This is a genomic window from Pseudarthrobacter oxydans (genome assembly GCF_013314975.1).
Lineage (GTDB): Bacteria > Actinomycetota > Actinomycetes > Actinomycetales > Micrococcaceae > Arthrobacter > Arthrobacter oxydans.
Map to the genome: position 1 here is coordinate 20,080 of NZ_JABTYH010000047.1, position 7,224 is coordinate 27,303.

Below are 7,224 nucleotides of genomic sequence, written 5' to 3' on the forward strand. Positions count from 1 at the left end.
CATTGGGGGAGTGGGAATGCGCTTTCCCAGATCAGCATGAGTACAACTGCTCACTCACCGTGGAGGACACATGGGCTTCGAAACAAAAACCATCCGCATCGCCATGAACGGCATCACCGGACGGATGGGCTACCGCCAGCACCTGCTGCGGTCCATCCTTCCCATCCGCGATGCGGGCGGATTCACCCTGGAAGACGGCACCCGCGTCCAGGTCGAACCCATCCTCGTGGGCCGCAACGAAGCCAAGATCCGCGAACTCGCCGAAAAGCACAAGGTCGCTGAATGGACCACGGACCTCGACTCGGTCATCAACGACCCCACCGTTGACGTCATCTTCGACGCGTCCATGACCAGCCTCCGCGCAGCCACCCTGAAGAAGGCCATGCTCGCCGGCAAGCACATCTTCACCGAGAAGCCCACAGCGGAAACCCTTGAAGAGGCCATCGAACTTGCCCGCATCGGCAAGGAAGCCGGCGTCACGGCCGGCGTCGTGCACGACAAGCTCTACCTGCCCGGCCTGGTCAAGCTCCGCCGCCTGGTGGACGAGGGCTTCTTCGGCCGCATCCTCTCCATCCGCGGCGAGTTTGGCTACTGGGTCTTCGAAGGCGACATCCAGGCGGCCCAGCGCCCGTCCTGGAACTACCGCAAGGAAGACGGCGGTGGAATGACCACGGACATGTTCTGCCACTGGAACTACGTCCTCGAGGGCATCATCGGCAAGGTCAAGAGCGTCAGCGCCAAGACCGCCACCCACATCCCGGCGCGCTGGGACGAAGCCGGCAAGGAATACAAGGCCACGGCGGATGATGCTTCCTACGGCATCTTCGAGCTCGAGACCCCGGGCGGCGACGAAGTCATCGGCCAGATCAACTCGTCCTGGGCAGTGCGTGTCTACCGCGATGAACTGGTGGAGTTCCAGGTTGACGGGACCCACGGCTCCGCCGTCGCAGGCCTGAACAAGTGCGTCGCCCAGCAGCGCGCCCACACCCCCAAGCCGGTCTGGAACCCGGACCTGCCCGTCACCGAGTCCTTCCGCGACCAGTGGCAGGAAGTCCCGGCCAATGCCGAGCTGGACAACGGGTTCAAGCTGCAGTGGGAAGAGTTCCTCCGCGACGTCGTGGCCGGCCGCGAGCACCGCTTCGGGCTGCTGTCCGCCGCCCGCGGCGTCCAGCTGGCCGAGCTCGGCCTGAAGTCCAACGATGAACGCCGCACCCTCGACATCCCGGAGATCACCCTCTAATGACCTCGCTCATCCTCCCCTCCCACGACGGCGGCACCCGCGAATACCGGCTGCAGGGCGGCACCTCCTGGGCCCGCCCCACCGCCCCGCTGACTGCCCGGCGGGCCTACGCTGCCGCGCACGTCATCCCCGAAGTCCTCGCTGACAACACCCCCGGCGCCCCGGCCCGGCTCGACTGGGAGGCGACCATGGCCTACCGCCATGAGCTGTGGTCCTACGGGCTCGGTGTGGCGGACGCCATGGATACTGCCCAGCGCGGCATGGGCCTCGACTGGGCGGCCACCCAGCAGCTCATCAAGCGGACAGGCGTCGAGGCCGCATCGGTGGTCGCAACCGGAAACGCTGCGACAGCGGGCAAGACCGTCCGGGACCTCGTCTCCTGCGGCGCCGGCACGGACCAGCTGGACATCGACTCCCTGCCGGCCGGCGAAGCGGGCATCAAGGCCGTGCTTGAGGCCTACCGCGAACAGATCGCCGTGATCACCGAAGCCGGCCCCAAGGTCATCCTGATGGCGTCGCGTGCCCTGGCCAAGGTTGCCAACGGCCCTGACGACTACCTGAAGGTCTACTCCACCCTGCTGCAGGAAGTGGACCAGCCGGTGATCCTGCACTGGCTGGGCACCATGTTCGATCCCGCACTGGCCGGCTACTGGGGTTCGGACGATGTCGCAACCGCCACCGCGACGTTCCTTGGCCTCATCAGGGACCATGCGGACAAGGTGGACGGCGTCAAGGTCTCCCTGCTGGATGCCGGCCACGAGGTTGCACTCCGCGCGGCCCTCCCCGAAGGCGTCCGCCTCTACACCGGCGACGACTTCAACTACCCGGAACTGATCGACGGCGACGGCACTCACCACTCGGACGCCCTGCTGGGCATCTTCGCGGCGATCTACCCGGCCGCCTCGGTCGCCCTCCAAAACTACGACGCCGGCAACGCCGCCAGGGCACGCGGGATCCTGGACTCCACGCGGGAACTGGGAAAGCACATCTTCAGTGCCCCCACGTTCTACTACAAGACCGGTATCGCTTTTATGTCCTGGCTCAACGGCAGGCAGCCCGGCTTCCAGATGGTGGGCGGCCTGCACTCCGGCCGGTCCGTGTGCCACCTCGCCCGGACCTTCGAACTGGCCGACCAGGCCGGCCTGCTGCGCGACCCCGCACTGGCCGCGTTCCGGATGTCCGACTACCTGCGGATCAACGGGGTGGGCGTATGACCAGCGATGCAGTGACGGCGGACTTCGTGCGCCTGTCCATCAACAGCGCCACCACCAAGAGGTGGACGCTCGCCCAGGTGGTTGACGGCTGCGTCAACGCCGGCATCCCCGCCATCGGCCCCTGGCGGGACCGCGTGGAGGAGGCCGGGCTGGACAAGGCCGCACGCCTGATCAAGGACGCGGGGCTGCGGGTCTCATCCCTGTGCCGCGGCGGGTTCCTCACCGCACCCGACGCCGAAGGGCAGGCCGCAGCCCTGGCTGACAACCGTGCAGCCATCCTGGAAGCCGTCGCGCTGGACACCCGCGAACTGTTCCTGGTGGTCGGTGGTCTGGCCCCGGGGGAGAAGGACGTGGTGGCTGCACGCCGGAGGGTTGCGGACCGGCTGGCAGACCTGGTTCCCTTCGCAAAGGAGAACGGGGTCCGCCTGGTCCTGGAGCCGCTGCACCCGATGTACGCCGCGGACCGCGCCCTGATCTCCACCCTGGGGCAGGCGCTGGATCTTGCGGCGCCGTTCGACGCCTCTACGGTAGGCGTCGCCGTCGACACTTTCCACGTCTGGTGGGATCCGGAACTCAAGGCACAGATCGAACGCGCCGGGCGGGAGAACCGCATCGCTTCCTACCAGGTGTGCGACTTCAACATGCCCATCGCCGCCGATCCGCTGCTGTCCCGCGGATACATGGGCGACGGCGTGGTGGACTTCGCCACGATTGGCACCTGGGTGCGCGACGCGGGGTACACCGGTGACATCGAAGTGGAAATTTTCAATCAGGACATCTGGGACACGGACGGCAACACTGTCCTGTCCACAGTGAAGGAACGCTACGCGGAGCTTGTCCTCCCGTACGCCTGACCTGATCCAGACCGCGGGCTCCTGCTAACGTCACGGCAGGAGCCTGCGCCCACCAAAAAGACCCGGACCGCGTATGCGGTCCGGGTCTTTTCCCTGCGGCGCGTCCTTAGACGTGCATCGAGGCGTACCGGCGGTAGCGGGCCAGTACGCCGCCGTCGTCCCTCCCCCCGGGAAGGTCGACGGCGTCAAGCGCCCACTGCGGGAAATGTCCGGTGAGTGCCCCGGCGGCCTGCCGGGCGGCGCCGTCGGCCACGTACTCGCCGGGGCGCGGTACGGTGATGTTGATTCCCAGCAGCTGTGCCGCCGCCTGCTGAACGGCCGTGGACTGGGCGCCGCCGCCCACCAGGATGATCCGCCGGGCCTCCACGCCCTGGTCCTGGAGGGCTGCCAGCCCATCCGCCAGGGAACAAACTACGCCTTCGACGGCGGCACGCGCCAGGTTGGCAGGAGTATAGTTCCCGCGGGTAATGCCGTGCAGCGAGCCGGTGGCATCCGGCAGGTTGGGGGTGCGTTCGCCGTCGAAATACGGCACCAGGGTCAGGCCGCCGGCGCCGCTTTCGGCTGACAGCGCCAGCTCGTTGAACTCCCCGATGCCCACGCCCAGCAGTGCGGCCGTGGCATCAAAAACGCGGGTGGCGTTCAGCGTGCACACCAGCGGCAGGTAGTGCCCTGCGGCGTCGGCGAACCCGGCCACCAGCCCGGACGGATCGGCGGCCGGCGTGCCGGACACGGCAAAGACCGTGCCGGACGTACCCAGCGACATCACCACATCGCCCACGCCGGCGCCCACACCCAGTGCCGCTGCCGCATTATCCCCGGCACCCGCGGCCACGAGGACGCCTGAGGAAGCCTTGCCCGCCACGTCCAGGGGACCCAGGACGTCGGGAAGGTGCGGAACATGCCCCAGCGACGTTTTCAGGACCTCCGGCAGGTACGCGCCCGCCGCCGTCGAGTAGTAGCCCGTCCCGGAGGCATCCGACCGGTCCGTGGCCAGCGCCTCAAGGTTCCCGGGACCGCTGCCGGGGCCGTGGCCCAGAAGCCGCCAGGTCAACCAGTCGTGGGGCAGGCAGACGGCCGCTGTCTTCGCCGCGTTGTCCGGCTCGTTCACGGCCAGCCAATGCAGCTTGGTCAGCGTCAGTGACGCTACCGGGACGGTGCCCGTGGCACCGGCCCAGTAGCGGGCGCCGGCGGCAGCGTCGCCGCCGCCCGCGGTACTGATCAGTTCCAGCGCCGCGCCGGCGCTCCGCGTGTCATTCCACAGGAGCGCAGGCCTGACCACACCGCCGTCGCTGTCCAGGCAGACCATGCCGTGCTGCTGGCCTCCAATGGAGACTGCCGCCACGTCCTCAAAGCCACCGGCCGCGTCCACTGCCTCCTGGAGGGCCGTCCACCAATGGTCGGGGTGGACCTCGGTGCCCTCGGGGTGGCTGGCACGGCCCTGGCGGACAAGTGCTCCGGTGTCCGCGTCACGGATCACCACTTTGCAGGACTGGGTGGAGCTGTCGATGCCTGCTACGAGTGCCATATCCCTAGCGTGCGTTGAGGAGGTGTTCGATGGCGAGCTGGTTGAGGCGGACGAACGCGAAGGAGCGTTCGGCGGCTTTGTCGGCGTTGAAGTCCTCGAAGGCGGTGGTGTCGGCGAGCAGGTCGGCGGTGGTTTCGCCGGCGGCGAGGGTGGGTTCGCCGAGCTCGAAGACGCCGGAGGTGGCGAGGGCTTCCTGGACCTGGGGGTCGGCGCGGAAGGCCAGGGCGCGTTCCTTGAGCAGGAGGTACATGGACATGTTGGATTTCGCGGATTCCCAGACGCCGTCGTAGCCGTCGGTGCGGGAAGGCTTGTAGTCGAAGTGGCGGGGGCCGTCGTAGCGGGGTCCGCCGCCCGGGAAGCCGTTCTCGAGCAGGTCCACGGTGAAGAAGGCGCTGGTGAGGTCACCGTGGCCGAACACGAGGTCCTGGTCGTACTTGATGCCGCGCTGGCCGTTGAGGTCGATGTGGAAGAGCTTGCCGGCCCACAGTGCCTGGGCGATGCCGTGGGTGAAATTCAGTCCGGCCATCTGCTCGTGCCCGGTTTCGGGGTTCAGGCCCACGATGTCGCCGTGTTCGAGCTCGGCGATGAACGCCAGGCCGTGCCCGACGGTGGGCAGGAAGATGTCCCCGCGGGGTTCGTTGGGCTTGGGTTCGAGGGCGATGCGCAGGTTGTAGCCCTTGTCCTTGATGTAGGCGGCGGCGGTGTCCACGCCTTCCTTCATCCGGTCCAGGGCTGCGGAGAGGTCCTTGGAGCCGTCGTATTCGCTGCCTTCACGCCCGCCCCACATCACGAAGGTCTCGGCGCCGAACTCGGCGGCGGAGTCGATGTTGCGCAGCACCTTGGACAGGGCGAAGCGGCGGATGGAGCGGTCGTTGGAGGTGAAGCCGCCGTCCTTGAACACCGGGTGGCTGAACAGGTTGGTGGTCACCATCGGGACCTTCAGGCCCGTCTCGGCCAGGGCTGCCTTGAAGTTCTTCAGGATCAGTTCCCGCTCCGAGACCGTGGCATCGAAGGGCACCAGGTCATTGTCATGGAAGGTGATGCCATAAGCGCCCAGTTCAGCCAGCCGGTGCACTGCCTCCACAGGATCCAGGTCCGCGCGGGTGGCCACTCCGAACGGATCGGCACCGGTCCAGCCAACGGTCCAGAGGCCAAAGGTGAACTTGTCAGCGGGAGTCGGGGAGAGAGTCATGATGCGTCCTTGCAGTCAGTTTGCCGCCGGTTGGGCAAGTTAGTTTATCGCTTGAACTATATAAGCGTGACTACGCTAGGGTCAATAGGGGCCGAAGGAACGGCCCCGGATCGAATCCAAGGAGAGCGGCCATGGCGAGTTCCGCACCTGCTATTGCACCGTCCGATGCCGGGACGCCGGGCAACATGGCGGATGTGCGGCGGAACAACCTCGCCCTGGTCCTGGGCAGGGTGGTGCAGTCGCCCGCCGGATTCCACCTGACACGGGCCCAGCTTGCCGCGGCTACTGGACTGACAAAAGCATCCGTGTCGAGCATCGTCCTGGACCTCCTGGACGCCGGGATCCTCCGCGAAGTCGGCCTGAGCAGGCACGGGGAGCGGGGCAGGCCGGGGGTGGGGCTGGAGCTGAATCCGTCACGGGGCGTCATGGGTATGGAAATCAACGTCGATTACATTGCCGCGGGCGTGACGAGACTCTCCGGGGAGCTCGTGGTAAAGGAAGTCCTGGAAAGGGACAACCGTGACAGCGCCAGCGACGCCGTGATGTCCGCCCTCGCCGGGCTGGCCTCGGGGGTGCGGCAAGCCGCGTCTGCGCTGGGGCTCGACGTCCTGGGTGGAGGACTTGCCGTTCCCGGCCTTGTTGAGGCCGGCAGTTCGACTGTCACCGTTGCCCCCAACCTGGGCTGGGTGGACACGAAGCTGGATGTGGCGCGGCTGCTGCCCGGTGTGCCGCTGGGGGTTTCCCTCTTCAACGAGGCCAATGCCGCCGCCCTCGCAGAGCTGGCCCACAGCCCCGGAAGGCGGGATTTCCTGTTCATCTCGGGCGAAGTGGGGGTCGGCGGAGGGCTGGTCCTGAATTCGGAGCTTTTCACTGGCCCTGAAGGCAACGCGGGGGAGGTGGGCCACATCGTGGTGGACCCCGAGGGCGCACCCTGCTCCTGCGGCGGAACGGGCTGCCTTGAGACGGTCGCGGGCCAGGACGCGATTTTTTCCGCTGCCGGAATCACCGTCAAGGGCCGGACCAGGACCGAAAGCATGGCGGACCTGCTGGGCGACCTGGCCGCCGGGAGTCCCGCCGCGGTTTCGGCCGTCCAGCGGGCGGGGAGGGCGCTGGGGGTTGCCGTGGCATCGGCGTCCCGGGTGGTCAATGTCCGCGCTGTGGTACTCGGGGGGCACTTCGCCATCCTTGACCGGTGGTTG

Annotated in this window: 6 protein-coding genes; 4 read left to right on the forward strand and 2 right to left on the reverse strand. The window is 67.5% G+C overall.

Going from position 1 to position 7,224, the window contains the following annotated elements; translation table 11 throughout:
• Positions 1-70 precede the first annotated feature (70 nt).
• The 3 genes from HTS88_RS20680 to HTS88_RS20690 are packed head-to-tail and all read left to right on the forward strand — an operon-like array spanning position 71 to position 3,308.
• Complete coding sequence (locus tag HTS88_RS20680) at positions 71-1,240, forward strand: Gfo/Idh/MocA family protein (protein ID WP_174181860.1); 1,170 nt, start codon at positions 71-73, stop codon at positions 1,238-1,240.
• Entirely contained in the window at positions 1,240-2,454 is a 1,215-nt protein-coding gene (locus tag HTS88_RS20685) for a dihydrodipicolinate synthase family protein (protein WP_174181862.1), read from the forward strand. The genes HTS88_RS20680 and HTS88_RS20685 overlap by 1 nt, the downstream gene beginning before the upstream one ends.
• A complete protein-coding gene (locus HTS88_RS20690) occupies positions 2,451-3,308 on the forward strand; it encodes a sugar phosphate isomerase/epimerase family protein (protein ID WP_174181864.1) in 858 nt (285 codons plus the stop codon). Before HTS88_RS20685 ends, HTS88_RS20690 begins: the two co-directional genes overlap by 4 nt.
• Positions 3,309-3,414: 106 nt before the next feature.
• On the opposite strand, the gene xylB is transcribed toward HTS88_RS20690, so the two are convergent.
• Together xylB and xylA are read right to left on the reverse strand one after the other, a co-directional pair.
• Positions 3,415-4,833 (reverse strand): xylulokinase, encoded by a 1,419-nt coding sequence (gene xylB, locus HTS88_RS20695; protein ID WP_174181866.1) that lies wholly within the window; start codon positions 4,831-4,833, stop codon positions 3,415-3,417.
• A 4-nt stretch (positions 4,834-4,837) separates the two neighbouring features.
• On the reverse strand, positions 4,838-6,025 hold the full coding sequence (gene xylA, locus HTS88_RS20700) for a xylose isomerase (RefSeq protein WP_174181868.1): 1,188 nt from the start codon (positions 6,023-6,025) through the stop codon (positions 4,838-4,840).
• Between the two features lie 131 nt (positions 6,026-6,156).
• On the opposite strand from xylA, the gene HTS88_RS20705 reads away from it, so the two are divergent.
• Positions 6,157-7,224: ROK family protein (locus tag HTS88_RS20705; protein WP_174181870.1), on the forward strand; the 1,068-nt coding region annotated here is incomplete at its 3' end.